We start from the raw sequence: 25576 nt of genomic DNA, 5'->3' as shown, positions 1-25576 counted from the left end.
CAGCGACTCCTTATTTCTTCCACACGACGCGGTAGGCAATCAACGTGTCGCAGGCCAGCAGCGCGAACAGCAGCAGACCCTGGAACACGCCGGTGATGGACTTGGGCAGGCCCAGGCGCGATTGCGCGAGCTCCCCGCCGATGTAGAACATGCTCATCAGGATGGCCGAGAACACGATGCCCACCGGGTGCAGGCGGCCGACGAAGGCCACGATGATGGCCGCGAAACCGTATCCCGCCGGCACATAGGGCGTGAGCTGTCCGATGGGACCGGCCACCTCCAGCGCCCCCGCCAGCCCGGCCATGCCACCGGAGGTGAGCAGCGCGATCCACAGTGCCTTGCGCGAGGAGAAGCCCGCGTAGCGCGCCGCCGCCGGCGCCAGACCGCCCACCTGCTGGGCAAAGCCCGAGTAGGTGCGGAACAGGAACACCCAGACCGCCGCCACTCCGGCGAGCGCCAGCAGCAGGCCCACGTTCACCCGCGAGCCCTGCATGAGCTTGGGGATCTGCGTGACCGACTCGAAGGTCTTGGTCTGCGGGAAGTTGTAGCCCATGGGGTCTTTCCAGGGGCCATAGACCAGGTAGTTGAGCACTTGTATGGCCACATAGACCAGCATCAGGCTGACCAGGATCTCGTTCGCGTTGAAGCGGTCGCGCAGCAGCGCTGTGATGCCGGCCCACAACATGCCGCCGACGATGCCCGCCACGATGATGGCCGGCACGATCCAGCCGCCGGTGGTCTTGTCGGCGGTCAGCGCCACGCCAGCCGCGAAGATGGCGCCGATCAGGTACTGGCCCTCGGCGCCGATGTTCCAGACATTGGAGCGGAAACACACGGCCAACCCGAGCGCGATGATCAGCAGCGGCGTGGCCTTGACCATCAGCTCGGACAGCGCGTAGGTGCTCTTGACCGGCTCCCAGAAGAACACCTGCAGCCCGCGCACCGGGTCCTTGCCCAGGGCTACGAACAGGATCACACCGATGACCACGGTGATGGCCAGCGCCAGCAGCGGCGAGGCATAGCCCCAGCGCGCCGAGGGCTGGGGACGGACTTCAAGCCGCAGCATGGGCAGACTCCTCGTTCTTGTTGTGGTGGTGTGCGGCGTCGTCCCACAGGCCCGACATCCATTCGCCGATGCGCGGGGCCGTCGCGTCGGCGCGGTCGATGCTGGGCGACAGGCGCCCCTTGGCGATCACGTGCAGGCGGTCGCTGATCTCGAACAGTTCGTCCAGCTCCTCGCTGACCACCAGCACCGCGCAACCGGCGTCGCGCAGCCGGAGGATCTCGCCGCGGATCTGCGCCGAAGCGCCCACGTCCACGCCCCAGGTGGGCTGGCTGACGATGAGCAGTTTCGGCCTGGCCTCGATCTCGCGGCCGACGATGAACTTCTGCAGGTTGCCGCCCGAGAGCGACTTGGCCGCCGCGCCCGGCCCGTTGGCCTTGACCTTGTAGCGGGCGATGATGTCCTCGGCCTGCGCCTTGAGCGCGCCCAGCTTGAGCCAGCCGCCCGCGCCCACGGCGTCGCGGCGCGAGAGCAGCAGGTTCTGCGCCAGCGAGAGCGTGGGCACCGCGCCACGGCCCAGGCGTTCTTCGGGCACGAAGTGCAGGCCCAGCGCCCGCCGACGGCCCGGCGGGAGGCGCGAGGCGTCCTGCCCCAGCACGCGGATGCTGCCGGCCGGTGCGCGCCTGTCTTCGCCCGAGAGCGCTTGGAGCAGCTCGCCCTGGCCGTTGCCCGACACGCCCGCGATGCCCACCACCTCACCGGCCCGCACCGTCAGCGCGATCTGGTGCAGGTGGGTGCCGAAGGGGTCGTCGCTGGCCAGCGTGAGGTTCTGCACCTGCAGCACGGCCGCACCCGCGTTGAGCGCACGCGCTTCCAGCTCCGGCGGTTCGGCGCCGATCATCAGGCGAGACAGGGACGCATTGCTCTCGTTCTGCGGGTTGCACACGCCCGTGACCTGGCCGCCGCGCAGCACCGTGCAGGCGGTGCAGAGTTCGCGGATCTCGTGCAGCTTGTGGCTGATGTAGAGGATGGAACAGCCCTCGGACGCCAGCTTCCTGAGCACCACGAACAGCTTTTCCACCGCCTGCGGCGTCAGCACCGAGGTGGGTTCGTCCAGGATCAGCAGCTGCGGGCTGGTCAGCAGGGCGCGGATGATCTCGACCCGCTGCATCTCGCCCACGCTCAGGGTATGCACCGGGCGCTTGGGGTCGATGTCCAGCCCGTATTCGGCGGCCGTGGCGTCGATGCTGGCAGTCACCTCGTTGAGCGTGAGCGACTTGTCCAGGCCGAGCCAGACGTTCTCGGCCACGGTGATGGTGTCGAACAGGCTGAAGTGCTGGAACACCATGCTGATGCCCAGCGCCCGCGCTTCCTGCGGGTTGCGGATGTGCACCGGCTTGCCGTTGAACATCACCGATCCCTCGTCGGGCTTGACCGAGCCGTAGATGATCTTCATCAGCGTGGATTTGCCGGCACCGTTTTCGCCCAGCACGGCGTGCACCTCGCCGGGGGCGACAGAAAGCGACACATTGCTGTTGGCCACCACGCCGGGGTAGCGCTTGGTGATGCCGGTCAGCTGCAGTCGGGGGGTCGTCAAGGCGATCTCCTTCTCGTTTGTGGGTGGGGTCAGGCCGCGGCGGCCTCGGGGTCGGCGCGCCGCAGCGAGGCCGCCACGGTCTTGATCTGCTCGCGCAGCCAGCGGCCCGCGCTGGAGGCGTGGGTGCGCTCGTGCCAGAGCTGGTAATACATCATTCGCGGGAACTCCACCGGGCACGGCAGCACCTGGACCGGCAGCGCGCCAACGTAGCGCTCGGCGTACTGGCGACCGGTGGTCAGCACCAGCAGGGTGCCCGCCACCATGGCCGGGATCAGGCCGAAGTGCGGGCAGCGTGCGGTGACGTTGCGCACCAGGCCCTGGCTGGCCAGGTGTTCGTCGATGAAGCCCCGGGCACCGGGGTGGGTGGGCGTGGGCGCGATGTGTTCGGCCGCCAGCCAGGCCTCGATGTCCCAGCCGCGGCGCACGGCCGGGTGGTGGTTGGCCACCAGGCAGACCACCTCGTCACCGAACAGCCGGCCCAGGTGCAGCTCCTGCGGCGGCTTGGGCCAGTTGCCGATGACCACGTCGTAGTGGCCCTGGGCCAGGTGGGCGCGGTAATCGGCGTCGGCCGACAGCGGGTGGATGTCGATGCCGCAGTTCGGCGCCGTGGTCTTGACCTGCGTCACCAGCTGCGGCAGGAACAGCGGGTCCAGGTAGTCGCTGGCGGCCAGGCTGAAGGTCTGGCGCGCGGTGGCCGGGTCGAAGGCGCGGGCGTCGGAGAACAGCATTTCCGCGCTGCGCAGGATCTCGGCCGCCGGTTCGATCATGCGCAGCCCCGCCACCGTGGGCACCATGCTGGCGCCCGAACGCACCAGAAGCGGATCACCCGCCAGTTCGCGCAGGCGCTTGAGCGAGGCGCTGACCGCCGGCTGGTACATGCCCAGCCGCAGGGCTGCCCGCGACACGCTGCGTTCCGTCAGGACGGTGTGCAGCACGCGGATCAGGTGCAGGTCAATCTTGTCGAACATGGAGACGTATTTCATACCCGGAGCTCATGCGCGCGGATGGAGGTTCCGGCATTCTCGCCATACGCCTGAGCATATGTTGTGCCACGCCCCCCGGCGCTATGCTGAGCCGCATGAATGCAAAAAAACCCGGGCAAACCCTGAGATTCCTGCGCCGCGGCGAAGCCGTGACGGTCCACGATGTGGCGCCCGACCGCACCCTGCTGGACCTGCTGCGCGAAGACCTGCACCTGAGCGCCACCAAAGAAGGCTGTGGCGAGGGCGACTGCGGCGCCTGCACCGTGGTGCTGGGCGAGGCGGTGGACGGCCGGCTGACCTACAAGGCCATCAACAGCTGCATCCGTCTGGCGCACTCGGTGGACGGCATGGCGGTGTACACGGCCGAGGACATCGCATCGCCGTCGGGCGAGCTGCACCCCGCCCAGGAAGCCATGGTGCGCTGCCACGGCAGCCAGTGCGGTTTCTGCACGCCGGGCTTCGTGATGAGCCTGTTCGGCCTGTACCAGAACACCGGCGGCGGCCAGGGCATCACCCGCGAGCAGGCGCAGGCCGACCTCTCGGGCAACCTCTGCCGCTGCACCGGCTACCGGCCCATCCTGGACGCGGCGCAGCAGATGGGCGCCCTGCCCCTGCCCGCCGGCTGCACGGTGGACGAGGCGGCCACAGTGGCCGCTCTGCGTGAACTGAAGAAAAAGAAGCCGGCGGCGGACACGCCCTACCTGCGCCCCACCTCGCTGTCCGACCTGCTGCAGGCCCGCGCCGCGCACCCACAGGCCCAGGTGGTGGCCGGCACCACCGACGTGGGGCTGTGGGTCACCAAGATGCACAAGCGCTTCCCGCAGATCCTGGACGTGACCGCCGCGCGCGAGCTGCAGCGTGTGGAAACCTACCCGCACCACATCGCCATCGGCGCGGCCGTCACCCTGACCGACGCCTTTGCCGCGCTGGTCAAGGAGCGCCCGCACCTGCAGACCTTCAGCCAGCGCTTCGCCGGCCTGCCGGTGCGCAACTCGGGCACCCTGGGCGGCAACGTGGCCAATGGCTCGCCCATCGGCGACTCCATGCCGCTGCTGATCGCGCTCGGTGCCAGCGTGGTGCTGATGCGCTGGAAGAAGACGAAAGCCGGCGGCGAGATCGCCCACCGCGAACTGCGCCTGGAAGACCTCTACACCGGCTACCGGACGAACGTGATGCGCCCGGATGAGCTGCTGTGCTGGATCAAGGTGCCCCGGCCGACCGGGCACGCTCTGGAAAAGGTCTACAAGATCAGCAAGCGCTTCGACGACGACATCTCGGCGGTGTGTCTGGCCATCCAGATGACGGTGAAAGCCGGTGTGGTGCAGCAGGTCTCCATCGGTGCCGGCGGCGTGGCCGCCACGCCCGCCCGCGCGCGCCAGACCGAAGCCGCCCTGCTCGGCCAGGCCTGGAACGAGGACACCGTGATGGCCGCCACCGCCGCCCTGCGCGCCGAGTTCCAGCCCATCAGCGACATGCGCGCCAGCGCCGCCTACCGCCAGACGGTGCTGGGCAACCTGCTGCGCCGCTTCTGGCTGGAAAGCCAGGGGCAGCAGGCCATCAACCTCGAAAGCCTCAAGACCCTGGAGGCCCTGTCATGAACGCACCGGATCTCAAGCTCGTGGTGGACAACACGCCCGCCACCACCGCAGCCGGCGTCTCGCGCTTTCACGAAAGCGCCCGCGCCCAGGTGGCCGGCGCCGCCACCTACATCGACGACATCCCCGAGGTGCGCGGCACCCTGCACGCCGCGCCGGTGTGCTCGCCGGTGGCGCACGGGGTGCTCCGAGGCATCGACGCCTCCGCCGCCCTGGCCGTGCCCGGCGTGCATGCCTTCATCGGTCCCGACGACATCCCGGGGGACCAGATGCTCGCCGCCTTCGCCCACGACGAACCCGTCTTCGCTCAGGGCACGGTGCAGTTCCTGGGTCAGGTCGGCGGCCTGATCGTGGCCGACGACGTGATGACCGCGCGCCGCGCGGCCCGCCTGGTGAAGTGGGACATCGAGGCGCTGGAGCCGGTGCTCACGCCGCAGCAGGCGCATGCCAAGCAAAGTTATGTGCTGCCGCCGGTGCACGTGACACGCGGCGATGCGGCGGCCGCGCTGCAGAAGGCGCCGCACACGCTGGCCGGCGCGTTCGAGGTCGGCGGTCAGGAACACTTCTACCTCGAAGGCCAGATCGCCTACGTGCTGCCGCTGGAGCAGCAGCAGTGGTGGGTCTGGAGCAGCACCCAGCACCCGGGCGAGGTGCAGCACTGGGTCTCGCACGCGCTGGGCCTGTCCAACCACGCGGTCACGGTGGAATGCCGGCGCATGGGCGGTGGTTTCGGCGGCAAGGAGACGCAGGCCGGGCATCTGGCGGTGTGGGCCGCCATCGCCGCGAACAAGCTGCGCCGGCCGGTCAAGCTGCGCCTGGACCGCGACGACGACTTCATGGTCACCGGCAAGCGCCACCCGTTCGCCTACAGCTACCGCGTCGGCTTCGACGACCGCGGCCGCCTCTGCGGGCTGGAGCTGGACATGCTGGCCAACTGCGGCTTCAGCGCCGACCTCTCGGGCCCGGTGGCCGACCGCGCCATCTTCCACGCCGACAACGCCTACTTCCTCGAAGACGTCGCCATCCACTCCTACCGCTGCAAGACCAACACCCAGAGCCACACCGCCTACCGCGGCTTCGGCGGCCCGCAGGGCGTGATCGTCATCGAACGCATCATGGGCGACATCGCGCGCCACTTGGGCATCGACGCGCTGGACGTGCGGCTGGCCAACCTCTACGGCATCACCGAGCGCAACGTCACGCACTACCAGATGACGGTGGAAGACAACATCCTCGAACCGCTCATGACGCAGCTGGCGCTCACCAGCGGCTACCGCGAGCGCGCCGAGCAGATCGCGCAGTGGAACGCGAGCAGCCCGGTCATCAAGCGCGGCATCTCGCTGACGCCGGTCAAGTTCGGCATCAGCTTCACCGCCACGCTGTTCAACCAGGCGGGTGCGCTGGTGCACGTCTACACCGACGGCAGCGTGCAGGTGAACCACGGCGGCACCGAGATGGGCCAGGGCCTGAACACCAAGGTCGCGGCCATCGTGGCCGACGAGCTGGGCGTGCCCTTCGAGCGCGTGCTCAGCACCGCCAGCGACACCAGCAAGGTGCCCAACGCCAGCGCCACCGCCGCCAGCAGCGGCACCGACCTGAACGGCCGTGCGGCCCAGTTCGCCGCGCGCCAGGTGCGCCAGAACCTCGCGGCCTTCGTGGCCGGGCTGGACGGCGTGGGCGCGGGCGCGGTGCGCTTCGAAAACGGGCAGGTCATCACCGAGAAGACCACGCGCAGCTGGGAATCGGTGGTGGGCGCGGCGTATGCCAACCGCATCCAGCTCTGGAGCGACGGCTTCTACCGCACGCCCAAGATCCACTACGACAAGGTCACCATGCTGGGCCGGCCCTTCTACTACTTCGCCTACGGCGCGGCGGTGACCGAGGTCGCCATCGACACGCTGACCGGAGAGAGCCGCGTGCTGGCCGTGGACATCCTGCACGACGTGGGCCGCAGCATCAACCCGGCCATCGACATCGGCCAGATCGAAGGGGGCTTCGTGCAGGGCATGGGCTGGCTGACCACCGAGCAGCTGGTGTGGAATGGCAAGGGCTACCTGCAGACCCACGCACCCAGCACCTACAAGATCCCGGCCACGGGCGACATCCCCGCGCACTTCAAGGTGGACCTCTGGCCCGAACCCAACCGCGAGGACAACGTGCACGGCAGCAAGGCCGTGGGCGAGCCGCCGTTCATGCTGGCGATCAGCGTGTTCGAGGCGCTGCGCGACGCCGTGGCCCAGGCCGGCGGGCGGCCGGAGGCCATGAACGCGCCGGCCACGGCCGAAGAGGTGCTGAACAGCCTGGCCTGATCACCGCGGCCGGGCCTGGTGCCCGGTTCGACACCTGGTCACTGCAGACGGTGTCGCCGCAGCGAGGTGGCCGGCAGTTCGCCGAAGCGCTGGCGGAACAGCCTTGCGAAGTGGCCGAAGTGGGCAAATCCCCAGTCTGCGGCGACCGACCGCACGGTGGCACCGGGCTGGGCCAGCAGCAGCTCGGCCCGCACACCCTGCAGGCGCTGTTCGCGCAGCGCCTCCATGGGCGTGCAGCCCCGGTATTCGCGGAACGCCTGGCTCAGCGACCGCACGCTGACGCCGGCCACCGCCGCCAGTTCACCCAGCGTGGGCGCATGCCGCGCGTGTTCTCGGATGTGCCGCTCCGCGGCCAGCACATGGCGCGGCGCCAGCCGGTACTCGTTCTGCACGACCGGCCGGTCCAGGTGCGCGCGCCACTGCGTGAGCAGGTGCACACCGATCATCTCCTCCAGATGCCGTCCCAGGGGACCGTCCTGCACCGCCTCGGGCATGTGGGTGACGCACTGGCAGACGTAGTTCAGCAGCCCGATCCACGGCGAGCCCGCCCCGCCCAGGCGGAAGCTGCGCCGCCACAGGCGGTCGTCGGCCGGGCCGCCAAACCAGCGCTCGTGCAGGCGGTCCAGGGCGTCGTGTTCGAAGGTCAGGTTCACCTGCAGGTGCCCGGGGTCGAAGTCCACCCAGTAGGGGGTGCGCGAGTTGTCGACCACGAAGGCATCGCCCACCCCCGTGTCGCTGAACGCGCGCGGCGCACTCCAGTGGCGCGCCGCGCCTCTCAGCGTGGTCAGCACCATGCCGGTGCCGGCCTCGGGCGAAAAGTCCTTGATGTTCACCGGGATGCCGTACTTGAAGCGGCTGAGTGTGAAGTGGCCGATCCGGGTCGCATCGAGCACCGAGTCCGGGCGCCGGGCCTTGCCCAGCGGGGTGACGGTGTAGGGCATGTAGACCTGGTCCGACCACCGGCGGATGTCGTCCCACTCGCTGGAGGCCACCAGGCGGTGGCGCGTGCTCGGGCGCCCGTGGGCGTCGTGGACCAGCACATCGCGGATGGCGTCCATGGGGGTGTCTCCTTTGCCGCGGCTTCGCCCCGGATCAGCGGTGATGGTAGACCGCGGTCTCGAACTCCACAAACCCGGGGTAGGAGGCCGTGTCCTGGAACGGCAGGATCTGCGTGCCCCAGTAACCGCCGATGCCGTTCTTCCGGTCGATCCAGTAGTAGCAGTTGGCCAGCCCCGCCCACATCGGTGACCCGGCGGGGCGGCCGCTGGGGGTGGCTTCGCGGTTGAGCATGAAGGTGTGGCCCCAGCCCTTGTCGGTGCCGGGGAAGAACTCGCCCGTGTTGCTGAGCGAGGGAATGGAGCTGGTCCAGCCACCCGCCGACAGGCCCATGGCGGCCAGGCCGTCCTGGCACATGGCGGCCACCGTCTCGGGCCGCAGCACGCGGCCGTGCGGCCCCGCCCCGTCGTTGAGCATCATGCGGATGAACTTCATGTACTCGCCCACCGTCCCGTACAGACCGTGCCCGCCACAGTCCATCACGGCCGGCTGGGGCAGGGCCAGATCGGGCAGCGGCGTGAGCCGGCCGTCCGCCGCACGGTCGTGGATGGTCGCGCGGCGCTGCGCCATCGATTCGTTCATGGTGAAGGCAATGTCCTGCATGCCCAGCGGCTCGAACACGCGCTCGCGCATCACCTCGCCCAGGCGCCGGCCGCGCAAGTTCTCGATCACCAGGCCCGCCCAGTCCATGTTCACGCCGTAGGTCCATGCCGCGCCGGGGTCGTGCAGCAGCACGGTGCGGATCGACGGCAGCGAGCTCGACACCACGGTGGGAATGCCCCGGGCCGTGCGGAACCGCAGGTCGTCGTGGCTGAAGAACTCGTAGCCAAGGCCCGAGGTGTGCAGCATCAGGTCGTTGAGGGTGATGCGCCGCCGGGGCGCGCGCGTCCGGGGCTGGCCGTCGGCGTCGAAACCGTCCAGCACCTGCAGTTCGTCGATCTCCGGCACGTAGTGACCCGCCGGGTCGTCCAGGCGCACCAGGCCCTCCTCCACCAGCTGCATCAGGCACACGCCGGCCAGCGCCTTGGTGGTGGAAAAGAGGGCGAGCACCGTGTCGGTGGTCATGGCCCCGTCCTTGCCCAGCTCGCGCACGCCCGCCGCGCCTTCGTAGAAGTTGCGCTCGCGGCCGGTGGCCATGGCCACCACCCCCGGGGAGCCACCGTGGCGGCCCACGTTCTGCTGCAGCACCGCGTCCAGCGCGGTGTTCATCCTGGTCGTCGTCATGTCTGTCTCCATCGCGCGGCTGTTCGGAACACCCGCACCGGGCCGCAGCTCACCGGATGGCAGGTGCGACCCAGTCTAGGAAGCGGGTGGGTGAAAGCCTGTCCGGGTCCGGCAGGGGGCTGTCCGGATCTGGCGAATTGATGCCGGTGATCTGCCTACGACCTGATTGATCCGCTTTGATTGACCCGTTTTGGGTCTAACTTTGATCTTGTCGGGTCGAATTCGACCACCTAGCATCCTTCCCCAAGTGCCACCCGGCGATGGTGGTGCGTCGAAGGAGACAAGCCAGTGATCTGGAAAGAACTGAAAAGCGGCGAACGCACCGTGCTGGACCACGTGTTCTGGTCCAGCGGGATCTCGCGCGACGCGCTCGCGACGGCGTCCTCGTTCTCCAAGACCCGCGCCAACGCCGCGGTGGCCGAGCTGCTCGAACAGGGCCTGCTGGAACACACCGGTGAACAGGTGGGCACCGGCGGACGGCGCGCCGAGACCCTGCGCCTGAGCCGCAGCCTGGGCGTGCTGATCGGTGTGGCCGTGGGCGCCACCGGGCTGGAGGTGGGCGTGCTCAGCCCCGACCTGACCGTGATGGCCCACCACAGCGAGCCGGCCGACGTGCGCGACGGCCCGGTGCCCATCCTCTCGCGCATCCGTGCGCTGATGCGCGAGCTGCTCACGCAGTGCGGCCTGCAGGCGCGCCAGGTCATCGCCATCGGCATCGGCCTGCCCGGCCCGGTGGACTTCGACAGCGGCCAGCTCGTGAACCCGCCGCTGATGCCGCAGTGGGACACCTATTCCATCCGGGACGACCTGGCCAGCGACTTCACCGCCCCCGTGTTCGTCGACAACGACGTCAACGTGATGGCGCTGGGCGAGCTCTGGCGCATGCAGCGCGGGCTGCAGAACTTCCTGGTGGTGAAGGTGGGCACCGGCATCGGCTGCGGCGTGGTCTGCCACGGCCAGGTCTACCGCGGCGCCAACGGCTCGGCCGGCGACGTGGGGCACATCTGCGTGGTGCCCGATGGCCCGCGCTGCCACTGCGGCAACCTGGGCTGCGTCGAGGCCATGGCCGCCGGCCCGGCCATCGCGCGCATGGCGGCCGAGGCCGCCGAGGCCGGCCAGAGCCCACTGCTCGCGCGCCTGATCGCCGAGCGCGGCGGCCTGCGCCTGCAGGACGTGGCCGAGGCCAGCCGCGGCGGCGACCTGGCCGCCAACCAGGTGATCCAGCGCTCGGGCGCCTATGTGGGGCAGATGCTCGCCTCGGTGGTGAACTTCTTCAATCCGTCGCACGTGTTCATCGGCGGCGGCATCACGCGCGTGGGGCCGCTGTTCCTGGCCGCCGTGCGCCAGAGCGTCTACCACCGCTCGCTGGCGCTCTCCACGCGCCACCTCGAGATCCAGTACACGCCGCTGGGCGAACGCGCCGGCCTGATCGGCGCGGGCGTGCTCGCCATGCAGGAAAGCCTGCGCCGGATGGAGGTGGCCTGATGACCACACCCGACACCGCCGGTGTGCGCGTCGAGCTGCGCGGCATCGTCAAGCGCTTCGGACCGGTGCAGGTGCTGCACGGCGTGGACCTGGCGTTCGAGCCCGGCCGCATCGTCGGCCTGCTGGGCGAGAACGGCGCGGGCAAGTCCACGCTCATGAAGATCCTCGCGGGCTACGAGGCGCCCAGCGAAGGCGGGATCGTGGTCAACGGCCGCGCCGTGGTGTTCGACGGACCTCGCGCGGCCGAGGCCGAAGGCATCGTGCTGATCCACCAGGAGTTCAACCTCGCCGAAGACCTCACGGTGGCGCAGAACATGTTCCTCGGCCACGAGATGCGCCGCGGCTGGTTCGTCGACGACGCGGCGATGCGGGGCATCGCGCGCGGCCTGCTCGACGACGTGGGCCTTGGCCAGGTGGACCCGGACACGCGCGTGCGCGACCTCATCGTGGCCGAGCGGCAGCTGGTCGAAATCGCCAAGGCGCTCTCGCGCAAGGCGCGCGTGCTCATCATGGACGAGCCCACCGCCACGCTGACGCCCGGCGAGACCGGTCGGCTGTTCGAGCTGGTGGCGCGGCTCCAGGCCGACGGTGTGACCATCGTCTTCATCTCGCACAAGCTCGACGAGGTGGAACGCATCACCGAGGAGGTCGTGGTGATGCGCGACGGCCGCCTGGTGGCCCGCCAGCCCACGGCCTCGCTCACGCGGGCACAGATGGCCAGCCTGATGGTGGGCCGCGAGCTGGAGGACCTCTACCCGCCCCGCCGGGCCGTGCCGGCCGACGCGCCGGTGCTGCTGTCGGTGCAGGACCTGAGCGTGCCCGGCTGGGCGCAGGACGTGAGCTTCGAGGTGCGGGCGGGCGAGGTGTTCGGCTTCGCCGGTCTGGTGGGCGCGGGCCGCACCGAGCTGTTCGAGGGCCTGCTGGGCCTGCGCGAGCGCCACGCGCGCGCGGTGTCCGTGGCTGGCAGTACGGTGCTGCCGCGCTCGCCGCGCGCCGCGGCCGAGGCCGGCCTGACCTACCTCAGCGAAGACCGCAAGGGGCGCGGGCTGCATGTGCACTTCGGGCTGCGCCAGAACCTCACGCTGATGGCGCTCGAACACCACGCGAAGCCCTGGCTGGACCCGGCCAGTGAGCGCCAGGCGCTGGAACAGGCGGTGCGCGAGTTCGGCATCCGCTGCGGTTCGCCCGACGTGACCGCGGGCTCGCTCTCGGGCGGCAACCAGCAGAAGCTCGCGCTGGCCAAGGTGCTGCACCCCGGGCCGCGCGTGGTGGTGCTCGACGAACCCACACGCGGCGTGGACATCGGCGCCAAGCGCGAGATCTACGCGCTCATCCGCCGTCTCGCCGACGAGGGCCGGGCCGTGGTGGTGATCTCGTCCGAACTCATGGAACTCATCGGCCTGTGCCACCGCGTCGCGGTGATGCGCGCGGGCCGCCTGCAGGCCACGCTGATGGCCGCCCAACTGAACGAACAGGAGCTGATCGCCCATGCCACCGGAACACACTGACGCCCCCTGGACGACCCCGTCCGCCACCGGGTCCGGCCGCGCGCTGCGCCTGCCTGCGTTCGGCCCGCTGCTGGGCCTGGCGCTGCTGTGCATCGCGGGCACCCTGCTCAACGGCGAGTTCGCCACGCTGGACAACGCCATGAACGTGCTCACCCGCACCGCCTTCATCGGCATCATCGCGGTGGGCATGTGCTTCGTGATCATCTCGGGCGGCATCGACCTCTCCGTGGGCTCCATGGCCGCGCTGATCGCGGGCGTGACCATCCTGCTCATGAACAAGATCGCACCGCTGGGCTGGTCGCCGGTGGCGGTGGTGATGCTGGGCATGGCCACCGCGGTGCTGCTGGGCGCGCTGTTCGGCCTGGCGCACGGCCTGCTCATCACGCGCGGTCGCATCGAGCCCTTCATCGTCACGCTGGGCACGCTGGGCATCTTCCGCGCCTACCTCACCTACTTCGCAGAAGGCGGCGCGCTGGCGCTGGACGACACACTCGCCGACACCTACGGCCCGGTCTACTACGGCAGCCTGCTGGGCGTGCCGATCCCGGTGTGGGTGTTCGCGCTGGTGGCCATCGGCGGCGCGCTGCTGCTCAACCGCACGGCCTACGGCCGCTACGTGCAGGCCATCGGTTCCAACGAACAGGTAGCGCGCTACGCCGCGGTGGACGTGGACCGCACCAAGGTGCTGACCTACACCCTGCTGGGCGTGTGCGTGGGCATCGCCACCCTGCTCTACGTGCCGCGCCTGGGTTCGGCCTCGCCCACCACCGGCCTGCTGTGGGAGCTCGAAGCCATCGCCGCCGTCATCGTGGGCGGCACCGCGCTGCGCGGCGGCGCCGGCAGCATCGGCGGCACCGTGGTGGGCGCCATCCTGCTCTCAGTCATCAGCAACATCCTCAACCTCACCAGCATCATCAGCGTGTACCTCAACGCGGCGGTGCAGGGTTTCGTGATCATCGCCGTCGCATTCATGCAGCGGCGGCGTCCGTGAAGGCACGCCAAGCCTTCGCTTTTCTGTCAGCACCACCCTCAAGGAGACAAGCATGAAGAACCGCATCCGCCTGCACGCACTGGCCGCCGTGGCCGCCGTCGGCCTGGCCAGCCCGCTGCTGGCACAGGCCCAGAACAAGGTGAACCTGGGCGTGGCCATCCCGGCCGCCACCCACAGCTTCGCCGCCGGCCTGGTGTACTGGGCCAACGAGGCCAAGAAGGAGCTTGAAAAGGACCCGAACATCAAGGTCACGATCAAGACCGCCAGCGGCGCGCCCGAGCAGGCCAACCAGCTGCAGGACCTGGTCACCGCGACCAAGATCGATTCCCTGGTGGTCCTGCCCTTCGAATCGGCCGCGCTCACGCGCCCGGTGCAGCAGGTGAAGTCCAAGGGGGTGTACGTCACCGTGGTCGACCGCGGCCTGACCGACACCAGCGCACAGGACGCCTATGTGTCCGGCGACAACACCGCCTTCGGCAAGGTGCCGGCCGAGTACCTGGCCAAGACCCTCAACGGCAAGGGCAACATCGTCGCGCTGCGCGGCATTCCGACCACCATCGACAACGAGCGCATGGACGCGTTCACCGGGGTGATGAAGAACCACCCGGGCATCAAGATCCTGGACGCCAAGCACGGCAACTGGAACCGCGACGACGCCTTCAAGGTGATGCAGGACTTCCTGACCCGCTTCAAGGCGATCGACGCCGTGTGGGCGGCCGACGACGACATGGCCTTCGGCGTGCTGCGCGCGATCGAGCAGGCCAAGCGCACCGACATCAAGATCGTCTTCGGCGGCGCCGGCGCCAAAGCCATGGTCAAGACGCTCATGGACGGCAGCAACCCGCTGATCCAGGCCAACGTGTCGTACTCGCCCAAGTTCCTCTACGAGGCGATCAAGATGACCGCGCTGGCGCGCCAGAAGGGCGAGAAGCTGCCGGCCACGACCATCGTTCCTTCGGTGTTGATCACCAAGCAGAACGCCAAGGACTTCTACTTCCCCGACAGCCCGTTCTGAGGCCGCGCCCGCCAGGAGGACCCCACATGAAAACCATCCAGGGACCCGGGATCTTCCTGGCCCAGTTCATCGGCCCGGCCGCGCCCTTCAACACGCTGGAGGGCCTGGCCGGATGGGCCGCCTCGCTGGGCTACCAGGGGCTGCAGATCCCGACCAGCGACCCGGCCATCTTCGATCTGGAGCGCGCCGCGGACAGCGACGCGTATTGCGACGAGGTAACGGGCCTGCTCGCCGCGCACGGCCTGCAGATCACCGAACTCTCCACCCACCTGCAGGGCCAGCTGCTCTGCGTGCACCCGGCCTACGACCTGCAGTTCGACGCCTTCGCCGCGCCGCAGGTGCGCGGCAACCCGGCCGCCCGCACCGCGTGGGCGCACGAGCAGCTGCTGCTCGCCGCCAAGGCCTCGAAGCGGCTCGGCCTGAAGGCCCATGCCTCGTTCTCGGGCGCACTCGCCTGGCCCTACCTCTACCCCTGGCCGCAGCGCCCGCCCGGCCTGGTCGAGGCGGCGTTCGCCGAGCTCGCCAGGCGCTGGCGCCCGGTGCTCGACGCCTTCGACGACGCGGGCGTGGACGTCTGCTACGAACTGCACCCCGGCGAGGACCTGCACGACGGCGTGACCTTCGAGCGCTTCCTCGACGCCGTAGGCCAGCACCCACGCGCCAACATCCTCTACGACCCCAGCCACTTCGTGCTGCAGCAGCTCGACTACCTGGCCTTCATCGACCACTACCACGAGCGCATCCGCGCCTTCCACGTGAAGGACGCAGAGTTCCGGCCGAACGGCCGGCAGGGCGTGTACGGCGGCTTCAGCGACTGGGCGGACCGCGCCGGCCGCTTCCGCTCGCTGGGCGACGGGCAGATCGACTTCAAGGCCATCTTCTCGAAGATGGCGCAGCACGACTATGCGGGCTGGGCGGTGCTGGAATGGGAGTGCTGCCTCAAGCACCCGGAAGACGGCGCGCGCGAAGGTGCGGCCTTCATCCGCGACCACATCATCCGCGTGGCCGACCGGGCCTTCGACGATTTCGCCGCGAGCGCCGGAGACCCCGGCACGCTCGCGACCTTGCTGGGCCTGCAACCATGAACGACCACGACACCGGCGACCGCTCCCGGCGCCGCATCCGCCTGGGCATGGTGGGGGGCGGCGAAGGCAGCTTCATCGGCGCTGCGCACCGCATCGCCGCGCGGCTGGACGACCAGTTCGAATTGGTGGCCGGCGCCCTGTCGTCCACCGCGGAGCGCGCGCACGCCAGCGCGGCGGCGCTGCACATCCCGCGCGAACGCAGCTACGCCAACTACGCCGAGATGGCACGCGCCGAGGCGCAGCGCCCCGACGGCATCGACGCCGTGGCCATCGTCACCCCCAACCACCTGCACGTCCCGGTCGCGCTGGCCTTCGCCGAGCAGGGCATCCACGTCATCTGCGACAAGCCCCTGGCCACCTCGCTCGCGCAAGCCCGGACGCTGGCCGAGACCGCGCGCGCGCGCGGCCTGCTGTTCCTGCTGACGCACACCTACGCCGGCTACCCCATGGTGCGGCAGGCGCGCGACCTGGTGGCCGCGGGCGAACTCGGCGAGCTGCGCATCGTGCAGGTCGAATACGCCCAGGACTGGCTGGGCGAGCCGGCGGAACAGCAGGGCAACAAACAGGCCGAGTGGCGCGCCGACCCGCTGCGGGCCGGCCCCGCCGGTGCGCTGGGCGACATCGGCACCCACGCCTACCACCTGGCGTGCTATGTCAGCGGCCTGCGCGTGCAGGAGCTGTCGGCCGAACTCACCCGCTTCGTTCCGGGCCGCGTGCTGGACGACCACGTGCAGGCCATGCTGCGTTTCGACGGCGGCGCGCGGGGCATGCTGTGGGCCAGCCAGGTGGCCAGCGGCGCCAGCAACGCGCTGCGCCTGCGGGTGTACGGCACCCGCGCCTCGCTGCATTTCGATCAGGAACAGCCCGAGCAGCTCTGGCTGGCGCCCCGCGGTGAACCCGCCCGGCTGCTGCGCCGGGGCCTGCCACCACAGACGCAGACCCAGCCAGGAGACCAGCGCGTGCCCGCCGGACACCCGGAAGGTTATCTCGAGGCCTTCGCCCAGCTGTACCGCGACTTCGCGCAGGCCTGGCGCGGCCACGGCAGCGCAGATTTTCCGGGGCTGGCGGACGGGCTGGAGGGCATGGCCTTCATCGAGGCGGTGCTGCGCAGCCACCAGCAGAACGCGGGCTGGGTCCGGATGGAGTGACCGGGCGCCCAGCGCCCGCGCCGGTTCAGCCCGCGCCGGGGCCGCCCTTGCCCAGTCCGTGCTTGCGGATCTTGTCCACCAGCGTGGTCTTGGGCAGCCGCAGGGCCTTGGCGGTCTGGCCCACGTTGCCGCTGTGGCGCTCCAGCGCATCGGCGATCAGGCTGCGTTCGAACTGGTCGACCGTCTCGGCCAGGCCGGGCTCGCCGTCGGCCCCCGGCTCGCCCGACGGCGCCGCGTGCGGCGAGACCCACTGCGGCCCCACGCCCAGCACCAGCGCGTCGGCCACGTTGCGCAGTTCGCGCACATTGCCCGGCCAGTCGCGCGCCATCAGCTGGCGCAGCTGCGCCGCGGGCAGGCGCGGTTCGGGCCGGCCGTAGCGGCTGGCCGCCAGCAGCATGAAGTGCTCCAGCAGCATGGGGATGTCCTCGCGCCGCTCGCGCAGCGCCGGCAGCTCGATGTTGACCACGTTCAGCCGGTACACCAGGTCGGCGCGGAAGCTGCCCTGCTGCGCGCGCGCCAGCAGGTCGTCCTTGGTGGCGGCGACCACGCGCACGTCCACCGGGATGCTCTGGTTCGAACCCAGGCGCTCGATGCAGCGCTCCTGCAGCACGCGCAGCAGCTTGACCTGTACGCCCAGCGGCATGCTCTCCAGCTCGTCCAGGAACAGGGTGCCGCCGTTGGCGTGTTCGATGCGGCCGATGCGGCGCTTCTGCGCGCCGGTGAAGGCGCCCGGCTCGTGGCCGAACAGTTCGCTGTCGAGCAGGCTGTCGGGCAGGCCGCCGCAGTTGAGCGCGACATACGGTGCATCGCGGCGGCGCGAGTGGTCGTGCAGGGCGCGCGCCACCACCTCCTTGCCGGTGCCGGTCTCGCCGCGGATCAGCACGTCCACCGGCGAATCGGCAATCTCGGTGATCAGCTGGCGCACGCGGGCGATGGCGGGCGCGTGGCCGACCAGCTTGCCTTCCAGTCCCTCGCTGAGCGTGAGCGCGCGGCGCAGGTTCGCCACCTCCAGCGTCAGGCGGCGCTTGTCCAGCGCGCGCTGCACCACCTCGACCAGCTGCTCGGGCGAAAACGGTTTGGGAATGAAGTCGTAGGCGCCGCTGCGCATGGCCTGCACCGCCAGGTTCACGTCGCCGTGGCCGGTGATCATGATGACCGGCAGGTCGGGGTCGAGGTCGTGTGCCTCGGCGATCAGCGAGAGGCCGTCGGCGCCGGGCAGGCGCATGTCGGTCACGACCACGCCGGCCATGCCGGGGCTCAGGTGCGGCAGCACGGCCTCGACCGAGTCGAAGGCGCGCACGGCGATGTCGGCCAGCTGCAGGGCCTGCACGCAGCCCAGCTGCAGGTCCGTGTCGTCCTCGACCAGGAACACGGTGAGGTTGCGGTTCATCGGGATGGGGTGTCTTTCGCGGTGTCGGGGGCGGGGCCCACGGGAACGGTGAGCACGAAGCAGGCGCCGCCATCGGCATGGTTGTGGGCCTGCAGGTCGCCCCCGAATTCTGCGGCAAGGTCGCGGCAGATCGCCAGGCCCAGGCCCAGGCCCGCGCCGCTGGGTTTGGTGGTGTAGAAGGGTTCGAACAGGCGCCGCTGGTCGGTCTCGCTCAGGCCCTTGCCACTGTCGCGCACCGTCAGCGCCACCATCGGCACACCGGCCACCTCGCAGCGCTCGGCGCTCAGCGTGAGCACGCGCGGGTCGGCGTCGCGCATGGCGTCCAGCGCGTTGCCGACCAGGTTCACCAGCACCTGCTCCAGCCGGTTGGCGTCGCACCAGGCGGTCCACTGGCCCGGTGCGCAGCGGTTGTCCACCCGCACCTGGTCGTGGCGCACGCGCAGCTGGTAGAGAAACAGCGCCTGCTCGACCACCCGGCCCACGTCGGTGGCCCCGGGCGAGGCGCTGGACTTGCGCGAGAAGCTCTTGAGCGGGTCGATGATGCGCGCCATCTGCTCCACCAGCCGCGCCACGATGGACAGGTTCTCCTGCGCGGCGGCGTGGTTGCCGCGGCGCATGAACTCGGCCGCGTTGCCCGCCAGCGTGCGGATGCCGCCCAGCGGCTGGGTCAGCTCGTGCGTGATGCTGGCGGCCAGCTGGCCCAGCACCGCCATCTTGCCGGCGTGCACCAGCTCGTCCTGCGCCGACCGCAGGGTCTGCTCGGTCTGCTGGCGCTCGGCCACTTCGCGGCGCAGCTGCTCGTTGGTGTCGGTGAGCTCCTGGGTGCGCAGGCCGACCTGGCGCTCCAGGTCGGCGTTGACCTGCTCCAGCAGCCGCTTGGCCGCGAGCTTCTGCCGTTCGATGCGGCGGCGCTGGCTCCAGTAGAGCACCAGCAGGATCAGGAAGGCCGCGGTCATCGCGCCGCCCACGCCGTCGGCCAGGGCCTGGTCGCGCACCTCCGAGAGGCTGGTGAAGATCAGCACGCGCCAGTCCATGCCGTCGAGCGAGCGGCCCAGCACCAGGTGCCCGGCCCGGTTGCTGCCGGCGTCCAGCGCTTCGCGGTGGCGCACCTCGTCGCCCGAGACAAATCCCTGCACCTCCTGCGTGTCCTCGTCGACCGAGAGCCGCACGTCGATGGGAAATTGCGGCAGCCGCAGCGAACCGTAGGTCTGCGTCAGCTGCAGGTCGACGCGCCGCTCGGCCGGCAGCGGCGCCATCGAGGTGTAGCGCCAGGCGGGCTGGGACGAAAGGATCACCACCTGGTTGGCGTCGGCCACCAGGGCGGGCGCCGCCAGCATGGGCCAGGTCTGCTCCAGCGCGTCCAGGCCGATCTTGATGGCGGCCACGCCCAGCACGCGCGGGCCGTCGTAGATCGGGTGCGAGGCGAAGTAGCCCGCCTGGCCACCGCTGCCGATGGCGAAGTGGCGGGTGGAGCGGCCGGCCAGCGCCTCCAGGTAGTAGGGCCGGTAGGACACGTCCTCGCCCAGCAGGCTGTCGTCGCGCTCGGCCACGTTGCTCGATGCCAGCACGACGCCGCGCACATCGAGCACATAGACCGCGACGCTGCCCAGGTGGGCGTTCAGCCGGGCCAGGTAGTCGTTGGCGGCGCGCTCGCGGGCCGGATCGGGGGCGCGCAGCACCGCCAGCACCGCGGGGTTGAGCTGGATGGTGGCGGGCACCGGCTCCAGGCGCCGCACCCGCGCCTCGACCACGGTGGCGAACAGGTCCAGCCGGCTGTTGGTGGCGGCCTTGAGGCTGTGCTCACCCTGGGCGTAACTGTGCTGGTAGACGCCGGCACCGGTGAGCGACACCAGGGCCACGCCGACCAGCAAGAGCAGCAGCCGCCGCGCCAGCCAGCCCACCCGCTCGGAGGCCGGACGCACAGCCGCGCCTGCGCCAGCGGGCGCGTTCGCGGGCGGGGATGGCGCGGCCTGGGCGGGGTTCAATGCTGGAGGATCTTGGAGAGGAAGTCCTTGGCGCGGGGCGAACGGGCATCGGGGTTGCCGAAGAACTCGTCGCGGCGGCAGTCTTCGACGATTTTGCCCGCGTCCATGAAGATCACGCGGTGACTGACCTTCTTGGCAAAGCCCATTTCGTGCGTCACGCACATCATGGTCATGCCCTCATTGGCCAGCTGCACCATCACGTCCAGCACCTCACCCACCATCTCGGGGTCGAGCGCCGAGGTGGGTTCGTCGAACAGCATGACGATGGGGTCCATGCTCAGCGCACGCGCGATCGCCACGCGCTGCTGCTGGCCACCGGAGAGCTGGCCCGGGAACTTGTCCTTGTGCGCCATCAGGCCCACGCGGTCGAGCATCTTCAGCCCGCGCGTCTTGGCCTCGTCGGCGTTGCGACCCAGCACCTTGATCTGCGCGATCGTCAGGTTTTCGGTCACCGACAGGTGCGGAAACAGCTCGAAGTGCTGGAACACCATGCCCACGCGGCTGCGCAGCTTGGGCAGGTTGGTCCTGGGGTCGGCTAGGCTGATGCCGTCGACCACGATGTCGCCCTTCTGGAAGGGCTCCAGCGCGTTGACGGTCTTGATCAGCGTGGACTTGCCCGAGCCCGAGGGACCGCAGACCACCACCACCTCCCCCTTCTGGATGGAGGTGGTGCAGTCGGTCAGCACCTGGAAGCTGCCGTACCACTTGGAAACGTTCTTGATGTCGATCATGGTTCTTCTCCAGCCGCTCAGCGAATGATGGCGATCTTCTTCTGCAGGCGACGCACCAGCATCGACAGCGAGAAACAAATGACGAAATAGACGACGGCGGCGACCAGGTAGGTCTCGACCGGGCGGTTGAAGTTTTTGCCCGCCACCTCGAAGCCCTTGAGCAGGTCGTAGGCGCCGATGGCGTAGACCAGACTGGTGTCCTGGAACAGGATGATGGTCTGCGTCATCAGCACCGGCAGCATGTTGCGGAAGGCCTGCGGCAGCACGATCAGCTGCATGGTCTGCCCATAGGTCATGCCCACGGCGTAGCCGGCGTTGACCTGGCCCTTGGGCACGCTCTGGATGCCCGCGCGCATGATCTCCGAGTAGTAGGCCGCCTCGAACACCGTGAAGGTGATGATGGCCGAGAGCTCGGCGCCCATGGGCTGGCCGATCATCAGCGGGATCAGCAGGAAGAACCACAGGATCACCATCACCAGCGGGATGGAGCGCAGGGTGTTGACGTAGAACGCGGCCGGCATCACCAGCCACTTCTTGCCCGACAGGCGCATCAGCGCGAGCACCGTACCCAGCGCGATGCCACCGATCATGGCCACCAGGGTCAGCTGCACCGAGAAGATCAGGCCCTTGAGCACGAAGCCCGTGAGCACGTCCCAGTTCAGGAAGGAGAAGTCGAGGTTCATGTCAGTGGCCTCCGATCATGCCGGGCACCTGCACCCGGTGTTCGATGAACAGGGCGATGCGGTTGATGACAAAGGCGGAGATGAAGTACAGGCCGGTGACGGCGAGGTAGACCTCGATGCCGCGCGAGGTTTCTTCCTGCGCCTGCATGGCGAACATGGTCAGCTCGGCAATCGACACCGCGAAGGCCACCGACGAGTTCTTGATGATGTTCATGCTCTCGCTGGTCAGCGGCGGAATGACGATGCGGAACGCCATCGGCAGCAGCACGTAGCGGTAGGTCTGGGTCAGCGTCAGGCCCATGGCGAGGCCCGCGTAGCGCTGGCCCTTGGACAGGCTCTGGATGCCGGCGCGCACCTGCTCGGCGATGCGCGCCGAGGTGAAGAAGCCCAGCGCGAACACCACCAGGATGAAGCTGGGAAAGTTCTTGAGCGCGGGCACCAGCGCCGGCAGCACGTGGTACCAGAGGAAGACCTGCACCAGCAGCGGGATGTTGCGGAACAGCTCGGTCCAGGCGTTGCCGATGGCCACCAGCGCCTTGCTGGGCGTGGTGCGGAAGATGCCCATGACCGAACCGACCACGAGCGCGACCACCAGCGCCAACAGGGCGACGGAGAGCGTCCAGCCCCAGGCCGAGAGCAGCCAGTCCAGGTAGGTGATGTCGCCACCCTCGCCGAAGCAGCGCGGACGGACCTCACCGTCGATGGTGTCCTTGCAGAACACCTGCCAATCCCATGTAGCCATGGTGAATCCCCAGGTTCAACAGAAGAAAAAACAAACCCGACGCCGGAGAGTGACCGACCCGGCGCCGGGCCGCCCCAAGCCGGGTCAGCCCCCTCGGGGGGCAGCGACCCGCGCAGCGGCGGAGCGTGGGGGCCTTACTTCTTGACGGAATAGTCTTCCATCGGCTTGTCGTTGGGCGCAGCCCAGGCCGCCTTGGTGGCTTCCGACAGCGGCAGGCCGATCTTGGCGTTGGCCGGCGGGATCGGCTGCATGAACCACTTGTCGTACAGCTTGGCCAGCGAGCCGTCCTTGATCTGGTTCTTGATGGAGTCGTCCACGGCCTTCTTGAAGGCGGCGTCGTCCTTGCGCAGCATGCAGGCGATGGGCTCGACCGACAGCACCTCGCCGACGATCTTGTAGTCGGCCGGGTTCTTGGACTTGGCGATGTTGGCGGCCAGAATGGAGCCGTCCATCACGAAGGCGTCGGCGCGGCCGGATTCGAGCAGCAGGAAGCTGTCGGCGTGGTCCTTGCCGAACACCTCTTCGAAGTTCACGTTGGTCGCACGCTCGTGCTTGCGCAGGGTCTGGACCGAGGTGGTGCCGGTGGTGGTGGCGACCTTCTTGCCGCTGAGCTGGGCGATGGAGTTGATGCCCGAGTTGGCCTTGACGGCGATGCGCACTTCTTCCACGTAGGTGGTCACGGCGAAGGACACGTCCTTCTGGCGGGCCGCGTTGTTGGTGGTGGAGCCGCACTCCAGGTCGACGGTGCCGTTCTGCACCAGGGGGATGCGGTTCTGCGAGGTCACCGGCTGGTACTTCACTTCCAGCTTGGCCAGGCCCAGCTGCTTCTGCAGGTCGGCGATCACGCGCTCGGCCATCTCGGTGTGGAAGCCCACGAACTTGCCGTTGCCGATGGTGTAGGACAGGCCGGAGGACTCGCGCACCCCCAGGGTGATGCTGCCGCTGTCCTTGATCTTCTTGAGCGTGTCGGTGGTCTGGGCCATTGCGGTCGAGGCGGCGAGCACGGCGGCCACGGCCAACAGGGTCTTCTTCATGGTTACTCCTTCGAGTGGGTTGGGGAAACGGGAATCACCGCTGGAGGTCAGCCCGGCACTTGGTCGGTGGGGTACTTCCAGAAGTCCTTGAGCAGGTAGTTCATGGGCAGGTTGAGGCTGCGGTTGGCCGGCGGGATGGGCTTCTGGAACCAGCGCTCGTAGACCACATGGGCCTCGCGTGTCTGGATCAGGCGCTTCATCTCGTCGTCGACCAGCTTCTTGAACTCGGCGTCGCTGCGCGAGAACATGATGGCCAGCGGCTCGATGGTCAGGAACTTGCCCACCACCTTGAACTTGCCGGGATCGGGCCGCCCGGCCACCAGGCCGTAGAGCAGCACGTCGTCCATCGCGAAGCCGTCGGCCTCGGCGGCGGCCACCATGTCGACCGCGCGCGCATGGTCCGGCGCTTCCACCACGCGGATGCCGAGCTGGTACTCGTTGTTGGCCTGCGTCACTGCCTTGAGCGGCGTGGTGCCCTTGGTCGAGACCACGGTGCGGCCCTTGAAGTCGCGGATCACGTCCACCGGGCTGTCGGCCCGCACGAGGTAGCGCGCCCCGGCGATGTAGTGCGGCACGGTGAAAGCCACCTTCTGCCGGCGCTCGGCGTTGTTGGTGGTCGAGCCGCATTCCAGGTCGGCCTTGCCCTCTTCGATCATGGCGATGCGGTTGGCCGGCGTCACCATCACGAAGCGGGGTTTCAGATCGGGCGCGGCCATCTGGCGGCGCAGCGCGTCCACCAGCTTCAGGCACAGGTCCACCGCGTAACCCACCGGCTTGCCGTCCGGGTCGACAAAGGAGAACGGCACCGACGATTCGCGGTGGGCGATCACCACAGTGCCGCTGGACTTGATGCGGTCCAGCACCGGGCCGGCCATCGACGGCTGGACCAGCGCGGCGGCCAGCAGGGCGAGCGCACAACGGGCGAGGGACCGGGTATGGGGCATGGCGGTGTTGTTGGTGGACGGGTGGAGGAATGGGCGGCTCAGCCCAGCGGCCGGTCGTTGGGCGACCGGTACAGCTCCAGCAGCGCCTCGGGCGCGGGCCAGTTGAGGTTGAGCCCCTTGGGCGGGATCGGCGACTGGAACCAGCGGCGGTAGATCTTCAACGCCTCACCCGACTGCATCAGCTCGGTCAGGCTGCGGTCCACCAGCGCCTTGAAGCGCGGGTCGTCCTTGCGCAGCATGCAGGCGTAGACCTCGGCCGCCATCGGCTGGCCGACCACGCGCCAGTCGCCAGGCCGATCGGCCTTGGCGCGCAGGCCGTAGAGCATGGCCTCGTCCATCAGGAAGGCCGCGGCGCGGCCCTCCTGCACGCTGTTGAAACCGTCGCCGTGGTCCTTGACCTTGAGGATGTCGAAACGGGTGCCGGTGGCCTCGGCGTGCAGCAGCAGGGAGCGCTCGCTGGTGGTGCCGGCGGTCACCGCGACGCGGCGGCCCTTGAGGTCGGCCAGCTCCTCGATGCCCGAGCCGTGGCGCGTGAGCAGGCGCGAGCTGGTCACGAAGATGGACACCGAGAACGCCACCTGGCGCGCGCGCTCGCGGTTGTGGGTGGTGGAGCCGCACTCCAGATCGACCGAGCCGTTCTGCACCAGCGGAATCCGGTTCTGCGACGTGACCGGCACCAGCTTGACCGCCAGCGCGGGCAGCTTGAGCTCGCGGCGGATGCGCTCGACCGCCGCCAGCATCAGGTCGTGCGAGTAGCCCACCACCTGGCGTTTGCTGTCGTAGTAGGAGAAGGGCACCGAGGACTCGCGGTGGCCCAGGCTGATGGTGGCCGTGCGCGAAATCTTCTCCAGCGTCGGCAGGCCTGAGGGCTCGGCCCGCGCGGTCAGGGCCAGTGGCAGGAGCAGCAGAAGGGGGAGGTGGCGAAGGGGTTTCATGGGCGCAGTGTGCCGCCCATGGCGCAAGGGACGTGCCAGTCGGTGTAAACCCTCGGTTCCGCCCCTCCAGACCGGGTTTGTGGCCCTGAAACCGGTCTTCAGGGCCGGGGCGCGAACGGAAATCCGACCGCCG

The 25576-nt window shown here is 69.3% G+C and carries 21 protein-coding genes; 8 read left to right on the top strand and 13 right to left on the bottom strand.

Going from position 1 to position 25576, the window contains the following annotated elements; translation table 11 throughout:
• Window positions 1-10: 10 nt before the first annotated feature.
• The 3 genes from HPS01S_RS12570 to HPS01S_RS12560 are packed head-to-tail and all read right to left on the bottom strand — an operon-like array spanning window position 11 to window position 3583.
• Complete coding sequence (locus HPS01S_RS12570) at window positions 11-1066, bottom strand: ABC transporter permease (RefSeq protein ID WP_066156378.1); 1056 nt, start codon at window positions 1064-1066, stop codon at window positions 11-13.
• Entirely contained in the window at window positions 1053-2600 is a 1548-nt protein-coding gene (locus HPS01S_RS12565; RefSeq protein WP_066156373.1) for an ABC transporter ATP-binding protein, read from the bottom strand. Before HPS01S_RS12565 ends, HPS01S_RS12570 begins: the two co-directional genes overlap by 14 nt.
• Window positions 2601-2629: 29 nt before the next feature.
• Window positions 2630-3583 (bottom strand): LysR family transcriptional regulator, encoded by a 954-nt coding sequence (locus tag HPS01S_RS12560; protein WP_066156369.1) that lies wholly within the window; start codon window positions 3581-3583, stop codon window positions 2630-2632.
• 95 nt (window positions 3584-3678) lie between these two features.
• Between HPS01S_RS12560 and xdhA the strand changes: the two genes are divergently transcribed.
• The gene (gene xdhA / locus HPS01S_RS12555) at window positions 3679-5181 is read left to right on the top strand and encodes a xanthine dehydrogenase small subunit (protein ID WP_157576296.1); all 1503 of its coding nucleotides are present in this window, start codon (window positions 3679-3681) and stop codon (window positions 5179-5181) included.
• Window positions 5178-7487, top strand: coding sequence for a xanthine dehydrogenase molybdopterin binding subunit (gene xdhB, locus HPS01S_RS12550; protein ID WP_066156364.1), 2310 nt, complete (start codon window positions 5178-5180; stop codon window positions 7485-7487). The genes xdhA and xdhB overlap by 4 nt, the downstream gene beginning before the upstream one ends.
• A 38-nt stretch (window positions 7488-7525) precedes the next feature.
• On the opposite strand, the gene HPS01S_RS12545 is transcribed toward xdhB, so the two are convergent.
• On the bottom strand, window positions 7526-8545 hold the full coding sequence (locus tag HPS01S_RS12545) for an AraC family transcriptional regulator (RefSeq protein ID WP_066156360.1): 1020 nt from the start codon (window positions 8543-8545) through the stop codon (window positions 7526-7528).
• A gap of 34 nt (window positions 8546-8579) precedes the next feature.
• Window positions 8580-9767, bottom strand: coding sequence for a serine hydrolase domain-containing protein (locus HPS01S_RS12540; RefSeq protein WP_066156358.1), 1188 nt, complete (start codon window positions 9765-9767; stop codon window positions 8580-8582).
• Between the two features lie 288 nt (window positions 9768-10055).
• Between HPS01S_RS12540 and HPS01S_RS12535 the strand changes: the two genes are divergently transcribed.
• Genes HPS01S_RS12535 through HPS01S_RS12510 form a run of 6 tightly spaced genes read left to right on the top strand, consistent with a single transcriptional unit; the run spans window position 10056 to window position 16999 of the window.
• On the top strand, window positions 10056-11252 hold the full coding sequence (locus HPS01S_RS12535) for an ROK family protein (protein WP_174545247.1): 1197 nt from the start codon (window positions 10056-10058) through the stop codon (window positions 11250-11252).
• Window positions 11252-12760, top strand: coding sequence for a sugar ABC transporter ATP-binding protein (locus tag HPS01S_RS12530; RefSeq protein ID WP_066156356.1), 1509 nt, complete (start codon window positions 11252-11254; stop codon window positions 12758-12760). The genes HPS01S_RS12535 and HPS01S_RS12530 overlap by 1 nt, the downstream gene beginning before the upstream one ends.
• Window positions 12741-13751, top strand: coding sequence for an ABC transporter permease (locus HPS01S_RS12525; RefSeq protein WP_143434144.1), 1011 nt, complete (start codon window positions 12741-12743; stop codon window positions 13749-13751). Before HPS01S_RS12530 ends, HPS01S_RS12525 begins: the two co-directional genes overlap by 20 nt.
• 52 nt (window positions 13752-13803) lie before the next feature.
• Entirely contained in the window at window positions 13804-14766 is a 963-nt protein-coding gene (locus HPS01S_RS12520) for a substrate-binding domain-containing protein (protein ID WP_066156353.1), read from the top strand.
• A gap of 26 nt (window positions 14767-14792) precedes the next feature.
• A complete protein-coding gene (locus HPS01S_RS12515; RefSeq protein WP_066156350.1) occupies window positions 14793-15851 on the top strand; it encodes a sugar phosphate isomerase/epimerase family protein in 1059 nt (352 codons plus the stop codon).
• Window positions 15848-16999 (top strand): Gfo/Idh/MocA family protein, encoded by a 1152-nt coding sequence (locus HPS01S_RS12510; protein ID WP_084397346.1) that lies wholly within the window; start codon window positions 15848-15850, stop codon window positions 16997-16999. Before HPS01S_RS12515 ends, HPS01S_RS12510 begins: the two co-directional genes overlap by 4 nt.
• Before the next feature lie 25 nt (window positions 17000-17024).
• Here the strand turns inward: HPS01S_RS12510 and HPS01S_RS12505 are convergent, their stop codons facing one another.
• From HPS01S_RS12505 to HPS01S_RS12470, 8 genes are all read right to left on the bottom strand, one after another.
• Entirely contained in the window at window positions 17025-18389 is a 1365-nt protein-coding gene (locus HPS01S_RS12505; RefSeq protein WP_066156347.1) for a sigma-54-dependent transcriptional regulator, read from the bottom strand.
• Complete coding sequence (locus tag HPS01S_RS12500; protein ID WP_066156345.1) at window positions 18386-20311, bottom strand: sensor histidine kinase; 1926 nt, start codon at window positions 20309-20311, stop codon at window positions 18386-18388. The genes HPS01S_RS12505 and HPS01S_RS12500 overlap by 4 nt, the downstream gene beginning before the upstream one ends.
• Window positions 20312-20370: 59 nt before the next feature.
• Complete coding sequence (locus tag HPS01S_RS12495; RefSeq protein ID WP_066156343.1) at window positions 20371-21105, bottom strand: amino acid ABC transporter ATP-binding protein; 735 nt, start codon at window positions 21103-21105, stop codon at window positions 20371-20373.
• 17 nt (window positions 21106-21122) lie between these two features.
• Entirely contained in the window at window positions 21123-21788 is a 666-nt protein-coding gene (locus HPS01S_RS12490) for an amino acid ABC transporter permease (RefSeq protein WP_066156342.1), read from the bottom strand.
• A gap of 1 nt (window position 21789) precedes the next feature.
• Window positions 21790-22530 (bottom strand): amino acid ABC transporter permease, encoded by a 741-nt coding sequence (locus tag HPS01S_RS12485; RefSeq protein WP_066156341.1) that lies wholly within the window; start codon window positions 22528-22530, stop codon window positions 21790-21792.
• 134 nt (window positions 22531-22664) lie between these two features.
• Complete coding sequence (locus HPS01S_RS12480; protein ID WP_066156339.1) at window positions 22665-23564, bottom strand: amino acid ABC transporter substrate-binding protein; 900 nt, start codon at window positions 23562-23564, stop codon at window positions 22665-22667.
• Window positions 23565-23611: 47 nt separating this feature from the next.
• A complete protein-coding gene (locus tag HPS01S_RS12475) occupies window positions 23612-24508 on the bottom strand; it encodes an amino acid ABC transporter substrate-binding protein (protein ID WP_066156336.1) in 897 nt (298 codons plus the stop codon).
• Between the two features lie 38 nt (window positions 24509-24546).
• Complete coding sequence (locus HPS01S_RS12470) at window positions 24547-25443, bottom strand: transporter substrate-binding domain-containing protein (protein ID WP_066156333.1); 897 nt, start codon at window positions 25441-25443, stop codon at window positions 24547-24549.
• Between the last annotated feature and the right edge of the window lie 133 nt (window positions 25444-25576).

Source organism: Hydrogenophaga pseudoflava NBRC 102511 (assembly GCF_001592285.1).
Taxonomy (GTDB): Bacteria; Pseudomonadota; Gammaproteobacteria; order Burkholderiales; family Burkholderiaceae_C; genus Hydrogenophaga; species Hydrogenophaga pseudoflava.
Note: the sequence above shows the minus strand (reverse complement) of the source record. Positions and strands in the feature narration are given on the sequence as shown.